General features: G+C 63.4%; 22 protein-coding genes. 10 read left to right on the top strand and 12 right to left on the bottom strand.

The annotated features are described in order from the left end of the window. Positions 1–140 precede the first annotated feature (140 nt). From J4F42_05040 to J4F42_05015, 6 genes are all read right to left on the bottom strand, one after another. Entirely contained in the window at positions 141–410 is a 270-nt protein-coding gene (locus J4F42_05040) for a hypothetical protein (protein ID MCE2484854.1), read from the bottom strand. 148 nt (positions 411–558) lie between these two features. Continuing rightward, on the bottom strand, positions 559–882 hold the full coding sequence (locus tag J4F42_05035) for a HigA family addiction module antidote protein (GenBank protein MCE2484853.1): 324 nt from the start codon (positions 880–882) through the stop codon (positions 559–561). Positions 883–894: 12 nt separating this feature from the next. After that, on the bottom strand, positions 895–1,086 hold the full coding sequence (locus J4F42_05030; GenBank protein ID MCE2484852.1) for a type II toxin-antitoxin system RelE/ParE family toxin: 192 nt from the start codon (positions 1,084–1,086) through the stop codon (positions 895–897). Between the two features lie 412 nt (positions 1,087–1,498). Beyond that, positions 1,499–2,137 carry a hypothetical protein gene (locus J4F42_05025; protein ID MCE2484851.1) on the bottom strand — a complete coding sequence of 213 codons (639 nt, stop codon included), beginning with the start codon at positions 2,135–2,137 and terminating at the stop codon, positions 1,499–1,501. A 183-nt stretch (positions 2,138–2,320) separates the two neighbouring features. Further along, the gene (locus J4F42_05020) at positions 2,321–2,767 is read right to left on the bottom strand and encodes a hypothetical protein (GenBank protein ID MCE2484850.1); all 447 of its coding nucleotides are present in this window, start codon (positions 2,765–2,767) and stop codon (positions 2,321–2,323) included. A gap of 288 nt (positions 2,768–3,055) precedes the next feature. Beyond that, positions 3,056–3,799 carry a dienelactone hydrolase family protein gene (locus J4F42_05015; GenBank protein MCE2484849.1) on the bottom strand — a complete coding sequence of 248 codons (744 nt, stop codon included), beginning with the start codon at positions 3,797–3,799 and terminating at the stop codon, positions 3,056–3,058. Between the two features lie 125 nt (positions 3,800–3,924). Between J4F42_05015 and J4F42_05010 the strand changes: the two genes are divergently transcribed. The 3 genes from J4F42_05010 (at position 3,925) to J4F42_05000 (ending at position 7,135) form a co-directional block, all read left to right on the top strand. Next, the gene (locus tag J4F42_05010) at positions 3,925–5,616 is read left to right on the top strand and encodes an amidohydrolase family protein (protein ID MCE2484848.1); all 1,692 of its coding nucleotides are present in this window, start codon (positions 3,925–3,927) and stop codon (positions 5,614–5,616) included. A gap of 101 nt (positions 5,617–5,717) precedes the next feature. Continuing rightward, positions 5,718–6,815 carry an LLM class flavin-dependent oxidoreductase gene (locus tag J4F42_05005; protein ID MCE2484847.1) on the top strand — a complete coding sequence of 366 codons (1,098 nt, stop codon included), beginning with the start codon at positions 5,718–5,720 and terminating at the stop codon, positions 6,813–6,815. A 47-nt stretch (positions 6,816–6,862) separates the two neighbouring features. Beyond that, entirely contained in the window at positions 6,863–7,135 is a 273-nt protein-coding gene (locus tag J4F42_05000; GenBank protein MCE2484846.1) for a HEPN domain-containing protein, read from the top strand. A gap of 316 nt (positions 7,136–7,451) precedes the next feature. Here the strand turns inward: J4F42_05000 and J4F42_04995 are convergent, their stop codons facing one another. Beyond that, positions 7,452–8,516 (bottom strand): hypothetical protein, encoded by a 1,065-nt coding sequence (locus J4F42_04995; GenBank protein ID MCE2484845.1) that lies wholly within the window; start codon positions 8,514–8,516, stop codon positions 7,452–7,454. A gap of 143 nt (positions 8,517–8,659) precedes the next feature. Here J4F42_04995 and J4F42_04990 point away from each other — a divergent pair, with 143 nt between their 5' ends. The 4 genes from J4F42_04990 to J4F42_04975 all read left to right on the top strand — a co-directional run bounded on the left by J4F42_04990 (position 8,660) and on the right by J4F42_04975 (position 12,504). After that, the gene (locus J4F42_04990; protein MCE2484844.1) at positions 8,660–9,424 is read left to right on the top strand and encodes an alpha/beta hydrolase; all 765 of its coding nucleotides are present in this window, start codon (positions 8,660–8,662) and stop codon (positions 9,422–9,424) included. Between the two features lie 74 nt (positions 9,425–9,498). Beyond that, positions 9,499–10,434, top strand: coding sequence for an SUMF1/EgtB/PvdO family nonheme iron enzyme (locus J4F42_04985; GenBank protein ID MCE2484843.1), 936 nt, complete (start codon positions 9,499–9,501; stop codon positions 10,432–10,434). 32 nt (positions 10,435–10,466) lie between these two features. Then, positions 10,467–11,657 carry an acyl-CoA dehydrogenase gene (locus tag J4F42_04980; GenBank protein MCE2484842.1) on the top strand — a complete coding sequence of 397 codons (1,191 nt, stop codon included), beginning with the start codon at positions 10,467–10,469 and terminating at the stop codon, positions 11,655–11,657. 79 nt (positions 11,658–11,736) lie between these two features. Further along, entirely contained in the window at positions 11,737–12,504 is a 768-nt protein-coding gene (locus J4F42_04975; protein ID MCE2484841.1) for a fumarylacetoacetate hydrolase family protein, read from the top strand. Positions 12,505–12,587: 83 nt separating this feature from the next. Here J4F42_04975 and J4F42_04970 read toward each other — a convergent pair whose 3' ends face one another. Continuing rightward, positions 12,588–13,598 carry a substrate-binding domain-containing protein gene (locus tag J4F42_04970; GenBank protein ID MCE2484840.1) on the bottom strand — a complete coding sequence of 337 codons (1,011 nt, stop codon included), beginning with the start codon at positions 13,596–13,598 and terminating at the stop codon, positions 12,588–12,590. Between J4F42_04970 and J4F42_04965 the strand changes: the two genes are divergently transcribed. Continuing rightward, positions 13,545–14,615, top strand: a complete 1,071-nt coding sequence (locus tag J4F42_04965; GenBank protein MCE2484839.1) for an isopenicillin N synthase family oxygenase — start codon at positions 13,545–13,547, stop codon at positions 14,613–14,615. The two genes, J4F42_04970 and J4F42_04965, sit on opposite strands and share 54 nt — an antisense overlap. Before the next feature lie 82 nt (positions 14,616–14,697). On the opposite strand, the gene J4F42_04960 is transcribed toward J4F42_04965, so the two are convergent. After that, entirely contained in the window at positions 14,698–15,609 is a 912-nt protein-coding gene (locus J4F42_04960) for a TauD/TfdA family dioxygenase (GenBank protein ID MCE2484838.1), read from the bottom strand. 192 nt (positions 15,610–15,801) lie between these two features. Between J4F42_04960 and J4F42_04955 the strand changes: the two genes are divergently transcribed. Next, positions 15,802–16,854 carry an LLM class flavin-dependent oxidoreductase gene (locus J4F42_04955; GenBank protein ID MCE2484837.1) on the top strand — a complete coding sequence of 351 codons (1,053 nt, stop codon included), beginning with the start codon at positions 15,802–15,804 and terminating at the stop codon, positions 16,852–16,854. 90 nt (positions 16,855–16,944) lie between these two features. Here the strand turns inward: J4F42_04955 and J4F42_04950 are convergent, their stop codons facing one another. Next, positions 16,945–17,373, bottom strand: coding sequence for a hypothetical protein (locus J4F42_04950; GenBank protein ID MCE2484836.1), 429 nt, complete (start codon positions 17,371–17,373; stop codon positions 16,945–16,947). Between the two features lie 215 nt (positions 17,374–17,588). On the opposite strand from J4F42_04950, the gene J4F42_04945 reads away from it, so the two are divergent. After that, positions 17,589–18,536: a DMT family transporter gene (locus J4F42_04945; protein ID MCE2484835.1), complete on the top strand. Its 948-nt coding sequence runs from the start codon at positions 17,589–17,591 to the stop codon at positions 18,534–18,536. 4 nt (positions 18,537–18,540) lie between these two features. Here the strand turns inward: J4F42_04945 and J4F42_04940 are convergent, their stop codons facing one another. Together J4F42_04940 and J4F42_04935 are read right to left on the bottom strand one after the other, a co-directional pair. Next, positions 18,541–19,338: an SDR family oxidoreductase gene (locus tag J4F42_04940; GenBank protein MCE2484834.1), complete on the bottom strand. Its 798-nt coding sequence runs from the start codon at positions 19,336–19,338 to the stop codon at positions 18,541–18,543. A gap of 105 nt (positions 19,339–19,443) precedes the next feature. Continuing rightward, complete coding sequence (locus J4F42_04935) at positions 19,444–20,697, bottom strand: DUF1329 domain-containing protein (GenBank protein ID MCE2484833.1); 1,254 nt, start codon at positions 20,695–20,697, stop codon at positions 19,444–19,446. Between the last annotated feature and the right edge of the window lie 275 nt (positions 20,698–20,972).

Here is a 20,972-nt window from a genome sequence, read left to right as displayed (position 1 = left end):
GCGGGTCATCAGGCGCTCCTTATCCTTGACCTCACTCCTACTCTACCTTAGTGGATAGGGTTTTGAGACCGCTTCTAGACTCATGTGCCATATTTGGTCTCCTCCTAGGGTACGTCTGAGAAGGGGCGCTATGTCAACTTTCAGTCTAACCGCTGGCCGCGCCGCCACGCCCACGGCGCCACGAACGCGCCCGCCCAGATACCAGCCCGGGCGGCCCAGGCCTGATCTTCCTCTAGATCGGCAAACGCCGCTGGGAACTGCCGGGCCAGGAGAGAGCGGAGCGGATCTTTGCTCGGTCGGTCGGGGTCGTAGAGTAAGAGCGGCCCAGGGCGGCGGCGCTGCTCGAACGGCTGCCGCATGGCATAGGTGAAAACATGCTCCTCGATAGCGGCGATGGCCTGGCTATTCATGCTTCTTTCCCCTTCCTACCCAGCTCACCCACGGCGCTCACGAACAGACCCGCGACCTCTGCCCAATTCGGCTGATTGGCCACTTGTAACGCGGCCATCGCCTGCTGCGCCAACTGCAAAAGTTCTACGGCCATCCTCGCCGCTTTACCTACCCTTCCAGCTGGTCCTGCTCCTCGGGGCGCAACGGAGCGGGAACAAACTTGCGGATGGCGACCGCTTTCCGATTTTGCTGGGCGTGCCACAGATCGTATTGCAGCTGCTGCTGCAACCAGCTCTCCGGGCTGCCTCCAAACGCCTCCGACAGCCGGATGGCCATCTCGGGAGAAATCCCCAGGCGGCCGTTGAGCAGCAGGGACAGCGTATTACGCGACACCGCGAGCCCCTTGGCCGCGGCCGTCACCGTCAGCCCGAGGGGTTCGAGACACTGACGCCGGATGAACGCGCCCGGATGGGGCGGGTCGTGCATGAGCATGGCAGGCTCCTTCTAGTGGTAGTCCAGATAGTCCACGTCGACGGCATGGCCGGCTTCAAACCGAAAGATCACGCGCCAGTTGGCGCGCACGAGCACGGCCCAAAATCCGGCATACTCGCCCTTCAGTCGGTGCAGCCGCAAACCGGGCAGATCCAGGTCGGCCGGCCCAGCGGCCGCATTCAAGCGCGCCAGGATGTCGCGCACTCTCTAGCGGTGCGCCGGGTGAATGCGCCGTGCGTCGCTGCGTTCCATGAACCGGCGGAGCGCCCGACTGCGGAAGCGCTGTATCATGGCAAACCGTAATATGCACTATGGCACTTGTCAATTGTCACAATTCTTGGGTACTGTCGTAATGAGGTCGTCGGAAAAATCAAATGAGGCCGTTCAGCCTGAAACTAGGCCGTCCGGCGGGAAATTAGGACAGTACCTGCAAGTCCAGCGCTCGATGCCGATACGTACCCCCCGACTGGACAATCTTTGGCCAGCTCGCCCATTGAGCCGCGATTTATTCAGCCGCGCCTCGCCGGCCTCAGACCGTAAGTCCTTGATTTTCCTAGACTTGTTATCGGACGCTTGGCCGTCCACGTCCGATAACGCGCAAAGTGTCAACTCTCAGTCAGCGCGGTAGTTTCCGTTTCCTGCCTGGCGGGCGCGACGCGGGGGGCAGATCGGGAACCGCGGCGGCCAGATTGCGGCCCAGGTCATCAATGGCGCGCATCATTTGCGCCTTGGTGATATGGCGCAGCGTCATCACCGTCCCTACGACGAGGCCGAGGGGGGAGAACGGCACGCCGCCGAGGCGCAGACGGGTGCGGTACGTCGCCTTGACCAGGGTCCGGCCGGTGTGGGTCTCGATCAGCAGAATCCCGCCGTCCAGGGCAATATCGGCGTACACGCCCAGATACAGCCGCCGGGCCCGGGAGACGAGCCCGTACACCAGGGCGTGACAGCCCAGGATTTTGCCCAGCGACTGGGCCGGCAGCTGGCGCCAGTCCGCCGGCAGCCTGGAGTCGATCTCGTGCAGTTCGACATCGCGAAAGCGCTTGACGCTCAGGTGGCCGGCAAAGCTCTGGCGTACCTGGCTCCCGACCTCGGGCTGGGCGGTCTCGTTGGTAAAGGGTAGGACACACAGCCACCTGGGGCTCGCCGCCTGGTGGCTCCAGGTCACGAACTGAGCGGAAGGCGGCGCCGGCTTGTGCGGTCCACACGCCGTACACATCACCACCAGCCACACCACCCCAATCCACCTCTGCATCCTCACCTCCGGTCCCTACGCGTTCGGTTCCTTATGCCTCAATCCCGCTCGGGAAGCTACGGCCCTGCCGCTGGAGGGGAGCCCCAGACCAGCGGAGAACAGGGCCGATGACGGGCGAAGTGTCACGCTTGGGAGAGTCGTAACCCTGGGGGACAATCAGGCCGGCTCCTCTGCTACCTCCGCCTACGGTTCCACCCGGACCAGCAGCACGTCCGTATCGTGAAACTGCCGATGCCGCACGGACGTAGCATGATGCCGGAGTAAGCGGAGCGAGAATTCCGCCTCGTCCGGGGAGACGACAATCAGGGGGGCCAGCAGACTCGGCCCGCCCTGTTCGAGTGCCGGCACACAGACGACGAGAAACGTCGAGGTACTGCCCATGAGCAGGATATAGCCGGCGCCAAAACGGCCGATCCGCACGACTTGGATCAGGGTCGTGAGGCTGCTGATAACCAGCGCCGCAAACACGGCCCAGGACAGATACGCCTCCCCCTGCCCCCCGAGGCGGATCATCATGGAGGGGACGATGATAATCGAGGTGACGGCGGGCAGCGCATATTGGAGGCCGAGGGCGAGGGTGAGCGGGAGCGGGGGGGTTTCATCCGGTTGGTAGCGGATATCAGGCGTCATAGCGGTTCTTCATGGCGAGTTTACAAGGTCCAAAGTGTCAAGCTTGGCCCGACCGCTGGCTGCAGTGGTATCAACGGAGCTGGGCAGTGACAAAGGCGTTCAAAGAGGGCTAATCAAAGTAATCGGACCGAGCCGGCACTGGCGACCCGGTCCCCACTGACGCTATGGTCGCGGCACTTCGTCGGTGCTGAGACGACTGAGGGTGCGCTTCGCTATCAGTCTCTTGGGCTGAGGCGAGCGCTTGCTGATAATCCTCTCTCGCTTCGTTCATACGGCGCGGGGAGCTTTTCAGCGCAGGTAGGTATCAAACCAGGCAAAAACCTTCCGCCAGCCGTCAACCGCAGCCTCCGGTCGGTAGTGGGGGCGGTCCACCGAAAAGAAGGCGTGTCCGGCATTCTCGTAGGTATGGAATGCGTAGGTCTTGCCGTGTTGTTTGAGGGCGGCCTCGGTTTTTGCCACCTCCTGTGGCGAAGGCCGCCGGTCTTCCTGACCGAACAAGCCTAACAGGGGGCAGTGCATGGCGGCGGTGAAGTCGATGGGCGCCACGGGCTGCCGGTCGGTGAGTTCGTCCGGAGCGGCGGCCACGCCACCGCCGTAACAATCAACCGCCGCGCTGAGGCGCGGGATCTTGCACGCCGCCAGATACGCCTGCCGTCCCCCAGAGCAGTAGCCGATGGCGCCCAGCTTGTCGCTACAGTAGGGGAGGGCGCTCAGGAAACTCAGCGCGCCCTGTATGTCCCCAAGGGTGCGGTCGTCCGGCATGCCACCCGCGGCCCGGACGCTGGCGCTGTTCGCCGCAGGCGTGTCTTTGCCCTCGCGATAGTGCAGGTTGGGCGATATGGCGGCATAGCCGTGATGGGCGAATTTGCGGACGATTTCCTTTGTCGCCTCGTCCCAGCCCGGCATATGGTGGATGACCACGACCCCGGGGTACGGGCCGGCTCCCAGGGGGCGGGCAAAATAGGCGTCGATCTCGTCCGCCTGGTGGCCACGTATATAGACGGTCTCTGCCAACAGTGCTTCATACGGCATCGCTGTTTTCTCCCTCGTGTTCCTGTCGATCTCTCCAATACGGTATGTTTCCCGGCCCACACAAGCAAGGTAGAGAAAGTGTGGGGTATGGGTTATCTTGGCGGTCGTCAAAAAGGAGGCAGACCATGGCATACGACCTGTTGATCAAAAACGCGCAGATCTGCGACGGCGTCGGGACTCCGGTGTACGGTGGAGGGCTGGCGGTCAGCGATGGAAAAATTGTTGAGATCGGTACGGTCTCGGGCAGCGCCCGGCGTGAGATCAACGCCGACGGACTGGTCCTGGCCCCCGGCTTTATCGACATCCATACCCACTACGACGCCCAGATCTCGTGGGACCCGCTGCTGACCAGCTCGTGCTGGCACGGCGTCACCTCGGTGCTGATGGGCAACTGCGGCGTAGGGGTGGCGCCGTGTCGTCCGGCCGAGCGCGAGATCATGGCCTGGGATTTGGTCAACGTCGAGGCCATGCCGTATGACGTGCTGATGAACGGGGTGTCGTGGGAGTGGGAGAGCTTTCCCGAGTACATGGCCGCCATTGCCCGGCGGGGCATCGGTATCAACGCCGGATTTCTGGTCCCCCTGTCGGCGCTGCGCTTTTATGTCATGGGCGAGGCTGCGTCCGAGCGGGCGGCCAATGCGGACGAGATCCAGCGTATGACCCAGCTCTTTCGCCAGGCCATGCAGGCCGGCGCCTATGGCTTCTCCCTGAGCCTGATCCCGCGTCATATCGGCTATCAGGGCAAGCCGCTGTCGAGCCGCCTGACCAGCAAGGCCGAGCTGAGCGCCCTGGGCCGGGTGATGCGCGAGCTGAACAGGGGCGTGATCGAGGTCGCCCTGCTGCGCCAGGCCGGTGAGCTGGGAGACGAAGAACTCGACCTGCTGCTCCACATGGCGCACGAGAGCCAGCGGCCGGTCACCTGGCTGGCCCTGATCCACATGCCGGATCTGCCCGGCGCGTGCGAGCGCATTCACGCCCGGGTCCAGCCGTTTCTGGAGCAGGGGCTGCGTATCCCTCCCCAGGTCAACCCGCGACCGATCTCGCAGTACTACAGCCTGCGCAACCCGTTTCTGTTCTCCGAGCTGCCGTCGTGGAAGGGCGCCTTCAACCGGACGGTGGAGGAGCAGTTGACGCTGTACCGCTCGGCGGAATTCCGTCACGCCTTCCGCGACGACATTGCGGCCGGCCGGGGGCTGCTGTTTCGCGGTCAGTGGGACCGGCTGCACGTCACCCGGGTGCAAACCGAGCGCAACAAGCCGTTTCTGAACGCCAGCCTGGCCGATATCGCCGTGCGGCTGGACAAAGACCCGGTCGACGTGCTGATGGATCTGGCCGTTGAGGAACGGACCGAACTGGGTGTGACCGTGTCGATCATCAACTCCGACCCCGAGGCGGTCGGCGAGATCATGACTCTGCCCAACGTCCTGATCGGGCTGTCGGACGCCGGCGCCCATGTGGACCAGCACTGCGAGGCCGGGGTGCCGACCTATATCCTGGGCGAGTGGGTGCGCCAACGCCAGTTCCTGAGCCTGGAAGAGGGCGTGCGCCGGGTGACCTCCGAGCTGGCCGACTTCCTGGACCTCAGAACAAAGGGCCGGCTGGCCCCGGGCCTGGACGCCGACCTGGTCCTGTTCGATCCGACCACGGTCCGAACCTGTCCGGGCGAATGGGTCAACGATCTGCCCCAGGGCAAGCCACGTCTCATCGAGCGGTCCGAGGGCGTGGCCTACACCATCGTCAACGGTGAGGTGTTGTTTGCCCACAACGACTACCAGGGCGGCCTGCCCGGCCGTGTGGTGAAGAGTGTGGCGTACTGAACCGACCGCCAGCTATATTTCTTTCTACCTATAAGCTAGGCTATTGAGCTGCTGAAGACTGATGTCAGCGTATTGCAACTACCCGAAGGAGGACAGAGACTATGACAGCACGACCCGATTCGCCGATGCAGGTTGGCATGGCTGCGATCTGCCAGAACCCGGCCCAGAAGATCTCGGACTATGAGGTCTATAAAAACGAGATTCGGCTGGCCGACCTGGCCGAGCCGCTTGGCTTTGACTCGATCTGGAGCGTTGAGCACCACTTTACCGACTACACCATGGTGCCCGACGTGCTTCAGTTCCTGACCTATATGGCCGGCCGGACCAAGACGGTGAAGCTGGGTTCGATGGTCGTCGTCCTGCCCTGGCACGATCCCATGCGGGCCGCAGAAGAAATCTCGATGCTGGACGATTTGTCCGACGGGCGGCTGATCCTGGGGCTTGGCCGTGGCGCCGGGCAGGTCGAGTTCGAGGGCTTCCGGGTCGATATGGGCGAGTCCCGCGAACGCTTTGTCGAGGCTGCGGACATGGTCCTGACCGGGCTTGAACAGGGCTACTGCGAGTACGAGGGGCAGTTCTATACCCAGCCCAAGAAAGACATCCGTCCCAAGCCGTTCAAATCCTTCAAGGGCCGGACGTATGCCGCTGCGGTTTCCCCCGAGTCGTCCGAGATCATGGCCCGCCTGGGCGTCGGCATCCTGATTATCCCCCAGAAGCCGTGGGAAGATGTGGCGGTTGAGCTGGAGACGTATCGGACGATCTACCGTGAGGTCAACGAGGCCGAGGCCCCGGCGCCGATCGCCGGCGGCTGGGTCTTCTGCGATAAGGACGCCGGCCGGGCCGAAGAGATGGCCCGACGCTACATCGGCGCCTACTGGCAGTCGGCCATGAAGCACTACAACTTTGGTGGCGGTCATTTTGCCAAGACCAAGGGCTACGAGTACTACGGCAAGATGTCTGAGGCTATGGGCAGTGTTGAGGGTGTGACCGACTTCTTCCTTAACCTCCAGGTCTGGGGCACGCCGGACCAGTGTTTCGAGAGAGTCCTCGACATCCGTTCCAAGATCGGCTGCGACGCCTTCACCGGCGTGTTCAGCTATGGCGGCATGCCGTACGAAGACAGCGAGCAGAGCATGCGGCTGTTCGCGGCCGAGGTCATGCCGCGCTTGCAGCAGCTGGGTCAAAAAGCGGTAGCGTAGTGGCTAGTAGGGGCGGCGCTGGTCGCCCCTACTGCTGGTTGTGTCTCATGGCTGAAGAGCTGTGGCAACCATACTGGGAGCGAGCGAAGGAGAATCTGCGAGCAGCCGAAGTGCTCTGCCATAATGAGCCGTCGTTACCGAATGCGGCAACCAGCCGCGCCTATTACGCAGCATTTCATGCTACAATCGCTCTTCTCATAGCTCATTGTGATTATCGCCCCAAAGGGGGAGAATGGTCCCACGATCAGGTCCAAGCACAGCTGAAGCTAACGCAGGAGTTCCTAACGGCCTCCCAGACTCTCCTGGAGAAAAGCGTATGACTCATCTTGCTCGGCAGATCTGTGAGGGTCTGTCAGCCGCTGAACAGCAGGCGCTCAGTCGGTACACAGCAGCGCTTCAACCGCTAGAGATAGTGGATGTCACCCATACCCATGAAGGTTACCTCGTCGTCCGCACCCCCGCCCCAGTCTCCGAAGGGGAAGCGAGCGGCCTATATCAGCGAACGGCAGAGGTCGGAACGGATATCCTTCTTGAGACCGGGGTGTACATCGTGTTGGAACACTCCTGAAATTCGGTCCAGTGTAAACCGCCGTGAGGTTTGGTCAGGTGGTCAGCTCCACTGAGGCGACAGTCAGGCTACTCAAGCCGCCAATTGCCTCCGCCCTGCTCTCCATCGTTACAGCTGTATCGTGAGGTGCCTGTCGTAGCCGAGGTGAAGGTGAATCGGGCTGTGCACACGTCACCGTCATCATAATTCTGGGTCAGCGTGCCCGTGTCTGGTCCCGTATTACTATAGCGATAGCTCCCCGGCCAACGCTCGCCCGGCTCATACTCCACGAACCGTCCGGCAGATGAAAACTCGATATAATACCGTGAGTCGTCCACGCTGACCGCCCGCTTGCCGACCACAAGACGATCAAACGCCGCTTGGTCTGCCGGAGCGAAGCCGGAGGGGCTCTCAAGACCTGCCGTTTCAATCGTCCAACTGTTGTCAGGATTTCGCTGAGCCACAAGGGTGATGACGAGATCGTTGACCTTCGTGCTCTCCCAATCATACGCCTCGCCGACACAGCTGGTATATCCGGGGCGCATCAGGCATCCTTGTCCGCCCGCACTGACAGAGAAAGTCAAATTGCTGTCTCCGAAGCTGCAACTCTCACCCGGACTCACAACTAACCCGGCTCGACACTCTCCTTTGGAAGGACTCTCCGGGACGACCTCGAAGTGTTGGCTGCTCTCATTCCAGACCAGCAGCGTACTCTCCCCGGGCGACGGGAAATCCTCGACCCGTACCTCGGCTTCCGCTTCCCGCACAAACTCTTCTCCCAAGGTCCCCACCTCAAACGTGCTCCGCGCAAACTCCTCCCCATTGTCGTAGGCCACGGCCGTGTGTTCCCCATCACCCAGTAGCGCCCAGTTGAAGATAGCCAGAAAGCCGTTGTCCGTATCTCCGCAGATGATCTCTCCCTCTGGCGTCTCTTTGGTATCGCCTCGCTCGCTGCCATAGACCATGTGAACGGTTAGCAGCTCATCATCGTCGAATCTGACCGTGATGGTCCCTTCGGCCTCGCACTTCCAGCCCGAGATCACCCCGATGCCCGAATAGGATAAATTCTTCCCCGGATTCTCCAATGTGGTCGCGTGGGCCAAAGACGAAGCCAGGGTAATGAGACCGAAGAAAAATGAAGCAGATAGAGACATCAGGTCCTCCTCAACCAGACTGTGAGTTTCAGGAGGCTGTCACTCCCCCTTGCCTGCAATTTGTCAACCTCCCGAGGGAGTCTCAAAGGCTCTGGGAAGGTGAGCCGGAGTGCGCTATGGTCCCGGCCTGAAGGGGGAGGGGCATGCCTTTTGTCGAAACCAACGGCATCACCATGTACTACGAAGTCCACGGCCGGGGACCGGCTGTGGTCCTGGCCCATCCCGGGGGTGGCAGCCACCTGAGCTGGTGGCAGCAGGTGCCGGTGTTTGCCGAGTCGTTTACCTGCATCACGTTCGACCATCGTGGCCACGGGCTGACGCGCGACGTGCCCGATGATCCCGGCGCCCACGCCTATCCGCACGATTTGCTGGGCCTGCTGGATCACCTGGAGATCGACACAGCCGCGTTGGTCGGCCAGTCAATGGGTGGTTGGACCTCAATCGGTCTGGCCGCGCTCCAGCCCCAACGGGTCAGCGCCCTGGTGCTGGGCGACTCGACCGGCGGGATACGCGACCGCGCGGTGGACCAGCATATGGCCGATATGCGCAACGCCGGGGCGCGGCAGATCTGGGCTGGGGCCTACACCCGGCAGTTTGCCGCAGACAAACCGGCCCACCGCTTTCTGTACCACGAGATCACGGCCATGAACCTGCCCAAGCCGGCCAATCTGGGGGCGCAGTTTGATGTGGAGTATCAGGTTGACGCCATAGTCGAACACCGCATCCCGGCCCTGTTCATCGTTGGCGAGCAGGATAGCCTGATGCCGGCCCATATTATCGAACCGGTGGCGCGACGGCTGCCGGGCGCACGGCTGGTCCACGTGCCGGATGCGGCCCACTCGGTGTACTTTGAGAAGCCCGAGGCGTTTAATCGGATTGTCGTGGACTTCTTAAATGCTGAACGCTAAACGCTGAATGATGAACGACAGCGGTAGGGGCAGCCCCCCGTGGCTGCCCGAATACTGAACGGAAGACAGTGAAGATGGTGGGAAGGCGGCTGGGCCGGATGCTGGCCGTGGTGCTGGGGACGGCACTCGGGGTCGGGGCGACGGCCGTGGCGGCCGAGTCGACTCCGATGGTTCACATTCCAGCCGGCGAGTTTGTCATGGGCGCCAGCCCCGAGGAACAGCAGCGGGTGCTCGACTTTGGCTGGCAGGGGCCGGTGCAGAACCGGCTACGTTTTGTAGTCCAGCACTCCGGGCCCCGGCATCGCGTGTATCTCGACGCGTTTTATCTGGATCGGCACGAGGCGACGAACCGTGCCTACCAGGGCTTTGTGCAGGCGACCGGCCATCGACGCCCGCATTTCTGGCAGGGGCCGTGGCAGCTGTCCGAGCCTGAGCAGCCCGTGGTCGGGGTCTCGTGGTACGACGCCCGGGCGTTCTGCGACTGGCAGGGCAAGCGGCTGCCGACCGAGGCCGAGTGGGAAAAGGCTGCCCGAGGCGCCGACGGGCGGCGCTATCCGTGGGGCGACGAGTGGGACGCCGGCCGCCTGCACAGCGCTGACGCAGTTGCAGTTCGGCCGCTGCCGAGCTTTGGCGTCTGGTCGGCCTGGCAGCGGGCGATGACGGCCGGGGTAGGGGTAGCGCGACCGGCTGCGGTCGGCTCGTATCCCGGCGGGGCCAGCCCGTATGCCGCGCTGGATATGGCCGGCAACGTCTGGGAGTGGGTGGCCGACTGGTATGCGCCGGACTATTATGCGTCTGCACCGCCACGCAATCCGACCGGGCCGCAGCACGGCGGCCCCAAGGTGTTACGCGGTGGCGGCTGGGACGTGCCACGGGTTATCGCCGTGACGTGGCTGCGGGATCATTTCATTCCGCCCGAATTTACCCGCAGTCCGGTCACCGGCTTTCGCTGCGCGGCCATCCGACCGCCGGGAATGCGGCCGGCCGCATACAGAGGAGCGGAACAATGACAAATGTGACCACACCATAATCAGGAGGGACTATGGACTTTCAGTACACCCCCGAACAAGACGCGTTTCGGCTGCGGGTGCGGAGCTGGCTGGCCGAGCATCTGCCGTCCGAGCTGAAGGTCGAAGACGCCATGGATGAGCGGGTGGCGCCCAACCGCGAGATTTTTGACAAGCGCATGGCCTGGCATAAACAGCTGTACCAGGCTGGCTGGATCGGCTTGGCCTGGCCCAAGGAGTACGGCGGCCAGGGCGCCGAGCTGATGGAGCAGATCATTTACAACGAGGAGTACGCCCACGCCCGGGCGCCCATCCTGCCGGGCTATGTGGGCCTGGGGCTGGCCGGCCCGACGATTGCCCAGTGGGGCAGCGAGGAACAGAAGCAACACTTTTTACCGCGCATTCTGCGGGGCGAGCTGGTATGGTGCCAGGGCTACTCCGAGCCGGGCTCGGGCTCCGACCTGGCCAGTTTGCAGACCCGGGCGGTTGAGGACGGCGATGAGTTTGTTGTCAACGGCCAGAAGGTGTGGACCTCGGGCGCCCAGTATGCCGACTGGATGGTGCTGCTGGCCCGAACCGACCCCGAGGCGCCCAAACACAAGGGCATCAGCTATTTCCTGCTGGACATGAAAACCCCGGGGGTGAGCGTCCGGCCGCTGGTGTTGCTGAACGGCCACAGCCACTTCAACGAGGTGTTTTTCGAGGACGTGCGGATTCCCAAGGCCAACCTGCTGGGACCCAAAAACGAGGGCTGGAAGGTCGCTATCACCACCCTGATGTTTGAGCGCAGCGCGGCCGGCGGGGGTGGCGGCGGGTCACAGATCCGGCGGCTGGCCGAGCTGGCCAAACAGGTCGAGATCGACGGCCGGCCGGCCTGGCAGCACAGCTGGGTGCGCCAGCGCCTGGCTGCGTTTGAGATTGAAAAGGAAGCCCTCAAATACACCCGCCTGCGCAGCCTGACCCGTCAGCTCAGAGGCCAGCCGCCGGGGCCGGAAGGCTCGATCCTCAAGCTGGCCGGCTCTGAACTCGGCGTGCGCATCGCCGCCTTTGCCAGCGAGCTGCTCGGGCCCTACGCCCTGCTGGAGGCCGAGACCCAAGCCGTGCCCGACGCCCCGCGCTGGCTCAACCGCGTGCTGAGCGCCCGCCAGTACACGATTGCCGGCGGCACCAGCGAGATCCAACACAATATTATCGGCGAGCGGGTGTTGGGTTTGCCAAAGGGCTGAGAAAATGCTGAATGCTGAATGACGAACGGCAGCGGTAGGGGCAGCCCCCCGTGGCTGCCCGCATTAAGGAGGATCAGACATGGATGTGAAACAGGCAACGGATATTTTATGGCAGGCGATGCAGGCGGGCGACCACGCGCCCGAGGCACTCAGAAAGACGCTCTCGCTGAGCGATGCCTACCAGGTCCAACTCGGTATTCTGGACCGTTTGCTGGCCAGCGGCGAGGAACTGAGCGGCTGGAAAATTGGCGGCACCTCGGACGCCGCCCGCCAGATGCTCAAGCTGAGCGAGCCGGTTCGGGGCTATCTGCTGGCCAAGAACCAGTATGCCAGCGGCCACACCTTTGAGCACGCGGCCATTGGTAAGCCGGTGATCGAGTCGGAGCTGTGCATCACGCTCGGCACCGATCTCAAGGGGCCGGGAGTGACCCGGGCGCAGGTACTCGAGGCGGTGGCGGCCATCAGCCCGGCTTTCGAGGTGGTCCAGATGCGCAGCGATATGGCGTCCGATCTGCCCCTGGGGGTGGCCGATGATGTCGCCCAGTGGGGGGTGGTGCTGGGAGCCGCGGTGTCCCCCTATCCGCGCGATCTGGATCTGGGCGGTATTGGCATTGAGATGAAGAAAAACGGCGAGGTAGTCCAGCAGGCGGTTGGCCGCGAGGTAATTGACGATCAGCTCGACGCCCTGGCCTGGCTGGTCAACCGGCTGGCCGAACACGGGCGGGCCTTGGAGGCCGGACAGTGCGTCATGACCGGCTCGTGTACCAGACCGACACCGATTGCGCGGGGCGACACGTGGCAGACGACGTTCTCGTCGGTCGGCACGGTGACGGCGACGTTCAAATGATGAACGCGGAAGGCTGAACGGCAGCCCCTCTTTTCCTAACCACCCCCGCTACGTCCGTATTCGGGCAGCCACGGGGGCTGCCCCTACGGGTCGAGGCCTTCACGTAGCGGCGTATACGGAACCCGCTGTGTCCAGGGCTGGTAGGTGTGGGCGTTGTGCGGAGTGATGAGCCGCCCCAGACCGGCGATGCGAGACTCTCCTCTGAGGTCCTCCCCGTCGACCAGGGCGCGCGCGACCAGATCGCCGACCGCCGCTCCGATGTTGGTGATCTCGATGTCCCAGGTGCCGTGGGAGCGGCCGGCCACGACCGCTTCGACCGCCTTGGGACTGCCGTTGCGCGATACCATCTTCATCTCACCCGCGCGGCCGGCCTCCTCAATCGCGTCGAGCGTTCCCAGCAGGGTTTCGTCGTTAAACGGAATGAGGCCGGCCAGGCTGGAAAAATCGGCCAACAGCCGGCGCGCCGCCTGTCGGCCGCCTTCGGCAACGTCGTCCAGATTGCGGTAGCGGGCCTCAAATGGATCGTTCATCAGCGTCAGGCCGCTGTGTTTGACGCCGTGCACGATGCCCATGACCAGCTCGATATCATCGATGACCTCAGGACCGCCGATGACGGCGACCTGCGCCGCAGCCGGCAGCAGTGAAGCCAGGTACTCGGCCATGTACACGCCGTGGTTGAAGTTCGGGTAGACGAGCGAGGCCGTGACCGGATAGCGGGGGCGCTCAAAGGTAAAGACCGGAAGGCCACGTTGGCGCGCCGCCTCGACCGCCCGGGCCGGCTGGAGGGGATCGAGCACATACAGGATCAGGCCGTCCACCCCGGCCTCGATCCCGCGCTGGATGGCCCGGTTCTGGCCCTCAATCCAGTCGGCTCGGCGCACGTCGACGGTCAGCGTGCGCAGCTCGATCGCTGACTGCTGCAAACGGTCGGCCAGGCCGTGGGCCAGGGCATCAAGACAACAGCCCAGGCCGCCCGGTTCTTGCCGAACCGTGGGCGGGCGGGCTATCCTGCACGGAAACGCGAGCCGCGAGGAGAAGCCATGAGCAGCAACCGCCCGTTTGTCTTCAAAAAAGCCCAGCCGCTGAGCGATCACGATATCATTCCGGTCCTGGACCTGGGGCCGTTTCTGGCCGGCGAGCCCGACGCCCTGGCCCGCCTGGGGCGGGACGTCTGCCGAGCGCTGGAAGACATTGGTTTCTTTTTCATCAAGAACCACGGCGTGCCCCAGGATCTGGTTGACCGCGTGTTCGCCGAGAACGCGCGTTTTCACACCCTGCCGCTCGAACGCAAACTGTCCGTTAAGGTGGACGCCAAAGGTATCGGCTATATGCCGCCGGGCTTTCAGCAGCCCAAGTACAGCCAGGACGAGCCTGACCGCAAGCCGGATATTGGCGAGGCGTTTTTCATCGGCCGTGAGGTCAGGGCCGGGCGCCGGGCCGGCCAGACGCCCGACCCGCTGTACCAGGGCGGCAATCAGTGGCCCGGGGATTTGCCCGGCTTTCGTGACACCCTGCTCGAGTATTTTGAGGCCATGGAAGCGCTCAGCCTGCGCCTGCTGCCGGTGTACGCCGCCGCTCTCGACCTGCCCGCGCATTTCTTCGACGACGCCTTTCTGCACTCGCGTCCGATGGGGATTCTGCGGCTGTCCCACTACCCCGGGACCCGGTGCGAGGAGAACCAGTTCAACGCCTCGCCGCACATCGACGGCGACTTCATCACCTTTCTGGCCCAGTCCGAGATCCCCGGCCTGGAGCTGCGCACCTCAGAGAAAAAATGGATTCAGGCGCCGGTGCTAGACGGCACCTTTCTGGTCAATGCCGGCGAAATTCTCCGCCTGTGGAGTAACGGTCGGTTTCGGGCGACCTTCCACCGGGTGATCAACCAGTCGGGCCGCGACCGGTATGCGATTCCGTTCTTCTACAGCCCCAGCCCGGACACCCTGATTGAGTGCGCGGAGACGTGCTGTGATGCCGAGCATCCGCCCCAGTATCGGCCGGTGACCGTGCGGGAGTACACCGAGTGGTTCTCGCACAAGGTCTTCGTCCATCTCAAGGACAAGCCGGGCCGCTCACCGTATTACGACGACGACCGACCCGACAGCGCAGCCTAGGGGGTGTTCTGCGCTGTGACTCAGGCTGCGAAGGCGTCTGGGTCGGTATGCCTGCATTCCTTCAGAAAAGGCTCAGGTGGGATTATGCGGCTGCGGCTGGGTCCCACAGGGTGCTCAGCTGGCGCATGACGCGCCGCTGAGTCGGGTCCCAGGCGTCGCGCCGGTGCAGGGTGCCCAGCGTGTCGAACACGACCAGGTCGCCTAGCTGCCAGTCGTGGGCATAGACCGAGGAGGCGCGTGTCGAGTGGGTGTGGAGTTCTTTGAGCAGGGCGTCACTCTCGTCCCGGGGCATGCCGACGATGTGCCGGGTGATGCCGGGGTTGACGTACAGAATCTCGCGACCCGACTCCGGGTGGCGGAGAATCACCGGGTGTTCCGCCTGTGGAATACGCGGGCGGGTGAGGCCGAGCTTGTCGTTGCGCGCCTTTTTGGCCCGGAAGCCCTCGCGCAGCTCGTTGCGGGATGAGCCCGTCGCGGGCTTGTCCGCCGCGGGATAGAGATAGTCGATGCTGTGAAAGGCGCGCAGCGGCCGCAACATGTCCACGGTCTTGCGCGGCAGGGTCTCCAGGGCGGCATACTGACTGCAAAAACAGGTCTGGGGCGCTGAGGCGGGCAGCTCGGAGGCTTCCAGGAAGCTCTCCTTGCCGACCGTCGAGACATACGAGTAGTCGGTGTGCCATTCCAGGGACGCCGAGCCGCCCGTGCCCATGGGTACGCCGTCCTCATCGAACAGGTTGTTGACCGGCAGGATTTCTGCATACTCCCCGATGTCGCCGAACCACTCCGAGCCTTTGACCAGATCGCCGAAACTGCGGGCGAACCGAACCAGTTCGATATCGCTCGGTCGCTCGTGGCCTCGAAACACCAGTACCTGGTATTGGCGCAGGCCATGAAGAAGTGCGGCATGATCCTGGGAGCTGAGGGCTGCCTTGGGGTTCCAGCCGTAGACGAGCGCGCCGAGCGGCGCGGCCAGGGGGCGGATATCAAGTGTCATTGTTCCTCCTTGAGACTCCGGCCGTTTTACGGCGGAGCACCTGTGTCATAGGCCAGGGCGCGGCGCTTCGTCAAGCCTGGGGTTTGGGTCTGCGGCCGCTTGTCAGGTATCCGCAAACGTTGTGCTTTGCGTCAGGCTTTGGTCTTATACGCCCAGGGATGACGACTGCCAGAGATGAAAGCGAGGAGAGCCATGAAATTTGGTGTTCTGTACGATTTGCGCAACCCGCCCCAGAGCGAGTGGTTCACCCCGTGGCCGGAATTCTACGCCGGGGCGTTCGAGCACATGCAGGAGATGGAACGGCTGGGCTTTGATACGCTCAGCCTAGCCGAGCATCACGGCGACCCGGAAGGCTATAACCCCAGTATGCCGGTGACGCTGACCGCAGCCGCCATGCGCACCCAGCGTGTGCGCATCTGCTCGAATATCATCCAGCTGCCGCTCTACCACCCGGTGCTGCTGGCCGAGCAACTCGCCGTGCTCGACATTCTGTCCAACGGGCGCCTGGACGTCGGCATCGGCCAGGGAGGACAGACCTTTGGTATGGAATGGGCGATGCTGGGATTGAACACCCGACACCGGTTCGGCCGCTTCGAGGAAGGGCTGGAGATCGTGCGGCGCTGCTGGACCGAAGATCAGCCTTTCAGCTTTCAGGGCAAACACTGGCAGCTGGACGGCGTGTGGCTCAATCCCAAGCCGGTCCAGCGGCCGCATCCGCCGACCTTTGTGGTGGCCGTATTTTCTGCCAAGGCCATGGATCGGGTCGCCCGCCTGGGCTTCGATGTCGGCGGTCGGGGCGGCTTCTTCTTCGGGCTGACGGGCGGCGAGGGCTGGCGGCAGTGGCGACAGGACTGGCGGGCGGCGTGCGAGCGCAACGGGCGCAGTCCCGACTCTGCCAGGATCAACACCTTCGGTAGTTGCTTTGTCACCGACGACCCGGAGCGGGCCTGGGCCGAGCACCGGGAGGGGGCGTTTGCCAGCTTCCACTACGAGCGCCAGGGCGTTCGTCCGTACAGCTCCCTGCTGATGGACAGGCTGCCGGAGAAGCCGGAGGACCTGCCAAACTGGCAACGGCTGTTCATGACCCCCGATCAGGCCATTGCCGAGCTGCGCGAGGTCTTTGCCGACGGCGCGCCGGACGAACTCCACCTCATGGCAAACCGCGCGGGTATGAGCTGGCAGCAGTCGGCCGAGTTTCTGCAGAACTTTGCCGAAAAGGTCATACCTGCGGTCAGGGATTTATAACCGGGTGCCTAACCGACGCCGGCTCCGTCTGGCTCATGGCGGCTCGGCAGAACCAAGGCTGCTGAATGCCTCGATACACGCACCGAACGGTCAGTCTTGTTGATCTTGCATTTGGACTTCAACGAAAACAGACCCGATCCATTCCGCCAACTTGTAGGTCCTCGGACGCAGTTTCCTGAGCCCTGCGGCGCTGCGCTCGGGGTCGTCGAGGATCGGCAGCGCCCAGCCGACATACTCCTTGCCTTGAATGAGCAGGCGGACTTCCGCGCCGTCTTGCAGGTGCTTTTCCCAGCCAAAATCACTGCCGATGTAGACCATCTCCTCCTCGCGCAGGTAGTTCACCGGAAACGTTTTCGGCTGCGCCGTCTGCCGGTTCTCCAGCGTGAGGAGCAGGGTGCGGCCGCTCAGCAGCGCGTGGTGATCGGAGTGGAGGATGGTCGTCACGACTGGATTGTAGGCCGCGACGAATCCGGCGATGCCGGCTACCACACAAAGCATGATCACAAAACGCCTCTTCATCCGATCCTCCCTGGGGTGTTCTCATTTTGATGTTCTGACCGATTGTATCAGGCGGGTCTCGTCTCGAAAGCCACCACTCCGCTCTGACCGGTACGTCGCGTAACACCAAGCCCAGTCGAAGCAGCGAAGGACGCGTGGCAGAAAGCCGTGGGTTCTGATACCTTCTCAAAAACCCGGACGCGCCGTTCGGCTCGATTTGACACCGCATACCCCTCATGCCCCTCTCCCCCTACCGCCGCGCCCTGCTGCTCATGATTCTGACCGCCCTGGTGTGGGCCGGTCTGTTTCCCACCGGCAAAGTCGCCCTGCGCAGCATCCCGCCTTTTACGTTTGCGGCCATTCGTCTGAGCATTGGCGCGCTCCTCCTGTTTGTGTATCTGCGGCGCCGGAACGCCGGGGGCGGGCTGACCAGAGAGGCGCCTGTCAACTGGACGCCGCGGCTGGTCGGCAGTTTTCTGTTTCTCGGCTTCACCGGCTATCTGCTGTCGGTGGGCGGCAGTTATCAGGGGCTGCATCTTACTACGGCCACCAATGCGGCCCTGCTCAACGCGGCCTCGCCTGTTGCCATCGCGCTCCTGGCCGCCGTGTTTCTGCGGGAGAAGCTGTCGGCCAGGATGCTGCTGGGTATTGGGATTTCTATTACCGGTGTGGCGGTGATTGTGTCACGCGGCTCGTTGCAGGTCATTCTGGCCGGTGCGTACAACCCCGGCGATCTGATTATTATTGCCACGCTGTTTGCCTGGGGCATCTATACGACCTATGGTCGCCACCTCATGCACGAGGTGTCTCCGCTGGCGGCCACGACGTATGCCTATATTGCGGGCGCGATGTACTTAAGCCTTGCCTGCTGGTGGACGGAGTGGGAGGGCTGGCGGCTGGCCGACACGCGCTGGGAGTCCTGGCTGGCCGTGGCCTACCAGAGTACGCTGGGGACGTTTGCCCACTTCTGGTATTACCAGGCGGTCGAAATTCTGGGACCCAGTCGGGCCGGTGTGTTCATCAATCTGGTGCCGGTCCTGGCTATCGGTATCGCCTACGTCTTTCTGGGTGAGAGCGTCACGCTGCCCCATCTGCTGGGCGGCCTCGTCGTGCTGCTTGGAGTTGGCGTGGCCGCCCGGCGTACACAGGGGGAGGATGAAGGCTGGGCCGCGGACACGGACTGATGGCTCAGCCGTTCAGCGCCCCGCCGTTGTTCTGCACGGTGAAGCCCCCATCCACGATCACCGCCGCACCATTGATGTACGAGGCCGCCGGCAGGACCAGGCTGAGGGTCATCTGGGCAACCTCCTCGGGGTCGCCGTAGCGCTTGAGCGGGACGCGTCGGCGGGCAAAAATCTGTTTGGCCTTGTCAGCAATGGTCGCCGTCAGGCCGGTATGAATGGCGCCCGGACAGATGCAGTTGACGGTCACCCCCTGGTTGCCCAGCTCAACCGCCAAGGCTCGGGTCAGGCCGATCACCCCGTGTTTGGCGGCCGTATACGGGCTGGCATAGGCGCTGCCGCCCACGCCCTCGGTTGAGGCGATATTCACAATCCGGCCCGCTTTGTTTTTGGTCAGGTGGGGCAGGGCAGCCCGAATGAGACGCTGGTGGGCGGTCAGGTTCACCTGAAAACAGCGCTCCCAGACCTCCTCGTAGCGGCTGCTGTGGATACGCACCCCGGCGTCGATGCCGGCATTATTGACCAGGATATCGAGGCTGCCGAAATGGGCGGCAATTTCGGTAACCACCGGTGCGATGCGGCTCTCGTCCATCAGGTCCAGGGTCCAGCCCCTGGCCGTGCCGCCGGCCTGAACGATTTCCTGAACCACGCTGGTAAGCCCGTCGCCGTTTCGGTCAAGCACGGCGACCTGGGCGCCTTCATCGGCAAACAGATGGGCGGTGGCGCGGCCCATGCCGCTGGCCGCGCCGGTCACCAGGGCGGTGTGTCCGGCGATGGACCGGCTGAGTTTGGTGAGTCGGGGCATGGGGTCTCCGTTCATCGTTCGGGCAGCCACGGGGAGCTGCCCCTACGGCATTTGCGCTTTGGGCAGCCACGGGGAGCGGCCCCTACGGCTGCCGTTCAGCGTTCATCATTTGCCGCGCCGCACCATCTCCTTGACGGTAAACCGCTTGGGCTTGATCGGCTTGTTCATGACGACCTTACCGGTCCAGATGCTGGCCATGTCCTCCAGGTAGTCAACCCAGGCGTTGCCGACGTGGAGCGGTATGCCTTGCACTCCGGCGTTGTCGGGATCAAAGGCCGGGTTGGCAAAGGTGTGGAACAGGGTGCGTTGGTGGACACCGTCGTGGTCGTAGGCAAAGGCGCACAGCGCCGAGTAGAACTGGCGGTCGATGTACAGGCGGCGCTTGCCGTAGGGGTGGCCCGACTTTTTGGGCGTGGCGTCCAAAATAACAACTTTGCGCAGCTCCCACGGGATCAGCGGGTACCAGCCGTTTTTTCCGCCAAACTCGGGCGGCGTCTTTTGCAGCAGGCCGGGCACCAGCGCGACCTGTTCCCCGACGTATTCCCAGTCGTGCTCGCTCAGATAGCCGTTGAACCCGGAGTAGTCTTCGACCATGAAGTTCAGGCCGAACGAGGAGTCGAGCATGTTGACCACCACGCTACGCGTCCGTCGGCTGCGTGGGTCATAGGCCCAGGCTTTTTTCGCATTGGCGTCGGCCGCATAGTGGAAGGTCAGCTGCTGGGCGCCTTCGAGGTCCTGGGGCGACAGGACGATGGAGTAGTCTCTGAACCAGGTGCCCTCTTTTTCCCACTGGGCGACATTGTTATCCGGGTTGGGGCGGTACATGCCGTACATCCGGGCGTAGGTGTTCTCGACCGCGCGTTCGATGTTGCCCGAATTGTTGACCGAACGCAGCGTGCCCTGGTTCTGCATGGTGTCGCCGAAGTGGCGGTAGCGAAAGTTCCAGGCGACCTTGAGGCCGGCCTGGGGGTCGGCCGGATCGATGTGGGGAAACGGCTGTCCCGCGGTATAGTTGGTGAGTTCCCCGTCTGCGCCGATCTGGGGCTGACCGGCGTAGGTGAGCGAGGCGTCGATATAGCTCTGAGTGGGCGGAAAGTCGGTCGTCTCCTGGATGGTGAGGGAAAAGTCGCCGGCCGTCACCACCCGGAACAGCTCGGGCGGTAGCACCTGTTCGACGAGGTGGGCGTTGTCTTTGGTGATCTGTAGTCCCGGCGTCAGCCCCTCGACCTGGGGTTTGCCGTCCCGGTAGGGATGAAAACCGGTCAGCAGGGTCTGTTCGTCCTGGGCCCGGACTCCGGCCGGCCAAAAGCCGATGACACCACTAATCAGCAGGGTCATAAGGCTGGTTGTGAATCGCACGAGCATCTCCTCCTCACACGGGATGCGCCCGTCTTACTGGAAAGGCGGGCGGTCCGCAAGGCAACGGACGCGTCGTCACGGCTTGCCTTGCCCGGTAGCGTGTGGCTATGAGTGAGCCCAGAAGCTCGGTGGCAGGGGGCGCAAAGGGGGGCGCATGGCTTGGCCGGTCCGGCACAAAATGGTTGGGCTGCTGTTCTGCCAGCTGGGTGCTGCCGTTTGTCGTGGCCGCTGCGGCCGGTGGGATGTGCGCGCTGCTGTTGTGTCTGGTCCCGGTC

This window comes from Desulfurellaceae bacterium, from assembly GCA_021296095.1.
Lineage (GTDB): Bacteria > Desulfobacterota > Binatia > Bin18 > Bin18 > JAAXHF01.
This window is presented reverse-complemented; position numbering and strand designations above follow the sequence as displayed.

Bases quoted from the DNA above. Each gene is read 5' to 3' on its own strand.
- J4F42_04990 (MCE2484844.1), top strand. From the start codon at position 8,660: ATGCCTTTTGTCGAAACCAACGGCATCACCATGTACTACGAAGTCCAC.
- J4F42_04985 (MCE2484843.1), top strand. From the start codon at position 9,499: ATGGTGGGAAGGCGGCTGGGCCGGATGCTGGCCGTGGTGCTGGGGACG.
- J4F42_05040 (MCE2484854.1), bottom strand. From the start codon at position 410: ATGAATAGCCAGGCCATCGCCGCTATCGAGGAGCATGTTTTCACCTAT.
- J4F42_04950 (MCE2484836.1), bottom strand. From the start codon at position 17,373: ATGAAGAGGCGTTTTGTGATCATGCTTTGTGTGGTAGCCGGCATCGCC.
- J4F42_05010 (MCE2484848.1), top strand. From the start codon at position 3,925: ATGGCATACGACCTGTTGATCAAAAACGCGCAGATCTGCGACGGCGTC.
- J4F42_04955 (MCE2484837.1), top strand. From the start codon at position 15,802: ATGAAATTTGGTGTTCTGTACGATTTGCGCAACCCGCCCCAGAGCGAG.
- J4F42_05035 (MCE2484853.1), bottom strand. From the start codon at position 882: ATGCTCATGCACGACCCGCCCCATCCGGGCGCGTTCATCCGGCGTCAG.
- J4F42_04995 (MCE2484845.1), bottom strand. From the start codon at position 8,516: ATGTCTCTATCTGCTTCATTTTTCTTCGGTCTCATTACCCTGGCTTCG.
- J4F42_04975 (MCE2484841.1), top strand. From the start codon at position 11,737: ATGGATGTGAAACAGGCAACGGATATTTTATGGCAGGCGATGCAGGCG.
- J4F42_05025 (MCE2484851.1), bottom strand. From the start codon at position 2,137: ATGCAGAGGTGGATTGGGGTGGTGTGGCTGGTGGTGATGTGTACGGCG.
- J4F42_05015 (MCE2484849.1), bottom strand. From the start codon at position 3,799: ATGCCGTATGAAGCACTGTTGGCAGAGACCGTCTATATACGTGGCCAC.
- J4F42_04940 (MCE2484834.1), bottom strand. From the start codon at position 19,338: ATGCCCCGACTCACCAAACTCAGCCGGTCCATCGCCGGACACACCGCC.
- J4F42_05005 (MCE2484847.1), top strand. From the start codon at position 5,718: ATGACAGCACGACCCGATTCGCCGATGCAGGTTGGCATGGCTGCGATC.
- J4F42_04980 (MCE2484842.1), top strand. From the start codon at position 10,467: ATGGACTTTCAGTACACCCCCGAACAAGACGCGTTTCGGCTGCGGGTG.
- J4F42_04965 (MCE2484839.1), top strand. From the start codon at position 13,545: ATGAGCAGCAACCGCCCGTTTGTCTTCAAAAAAGCCCAGCCGCTGAGC.
- J4F42_04945 (MCE2484835.1), top strand. From the start codon at position 17,589: ATGCCCCTCTCCCCCTACCGCCGCGCCCTGCTGCTCATGATTCTGACC.
- J4F42_05000 (MCE2484846.1), top strand. From the start codon at position 6,863: ATGGCTGAAGAGCTGTGGCAACCATACTGGGAGCGAGCGAAGGAGAAT.
- J4F42_05020 (MCE2484850.1), bottom strand. From the start codon at position 2,767: ATGACGCCTGATATCCGCTACCAACCGGATGAAACCCCCCCGCTCCCG.
- J4F42_04960 (MCE2484838.1), bottom strand. From the start codon at position 15,609: ATGACACTTGATATCCGCCCCCTGGCCGCGCCGCTCGGCGCGCTCGTC.